Here is an 884-nt window from a genome sequence, read left to right on the forward strand (position 1 = left end):
CGGTTCCCCCGCGTTCGCGGGGATAGACCCCGAGCAAAGAGTACGACGCTCACCTGTTCCGCGGTTCCCCCGCGTTCGCGGGGATAGACCCGAGCGGGGCGTGGCTGTTGATGTGCCGCTCGTGGTTCCCCCGCGTTCGCGGGGATAGACCCGAGGGTGGGAAGGAAAAGCCCGCGTCTTTCCTGGTTCCCCCGCGTTCGCGGGGATAGACCCTAATAATTGATTTAGTCATAGCTTGTTGTATTGGTTCCCCCGCGTTCGCGGGGATAGACCCTTGCGCAGTTTCAGCTTGAGCTATGCAAAGCTGGTTCCCCCGCGTTCGCGGGGATAGACCCATTAGTGCACTCAAAGCTCAGCGGGCGATTTAGGTTCCCCCGCGTTCGCGGGGATAGACCCTATAAGTTATTGTGGTGTTGTGATCTGGTATAGGTTCCCCCGCGTTCGCGGGGATAGACCCGTTCACGCCATAGACGCATTGGGCCCCGATAAGGTTCCCCCGCGTTCGCGGGGATAGACCCTTGCCGTGTACGGGTATCGGCGCAGCGGCCGGGGTTCCCCCGCGTTCGCGGGGATAGACCCCCGACGGGTCAAATCACCGCACCCGTCACCCAGGTTCCCCCGCGTTCGCGGGGATAGACCCACGGCGGGACTTTGCATCCATCGCCCAGCGCAGGTTCCCCCGCGTTCGCGGGGATAGACCCGCCCGCCTGATCGCCGCCGCTCCTGAGCTACTGGTTCCCCCGCGTTCGCGGGGATAGACCTTGAGGCTGCCGTGCTGGAGAAGCTGAAGCAGCGGTTCCCCCGCGTTCGCGGGGATAGACCCATCCGGCTCTATAGCGTTCTTCTTTTCGTTCAGGTTCCCCCGCGTTCGCGGGGATAGACCC

At 63.6% G+C, this 884-nt stretch carries 1 CRISPR repeat array.

The annotated features are described in order from the left end of the window. Position 1: 1 nt before the first annotated feature. A CRISPR array of direct repeats spans positions 2-884; the repeat unit is 29 nt; unit sequence GGTTCCCCCGCGTTCGCGGGGATAGACCC.

Origin of the sequence: Azovibrio restrictus DSM 23866 (genome assembly GCF_000429665.1) — a bacterium.
Taxonomy (GTDB): Bacteria; Pseudomonadota; Gammaproteobacteria; order Burkholderiales; family Rhodocyclaceae; genus Azovibrio; species Azovibrio restrictus.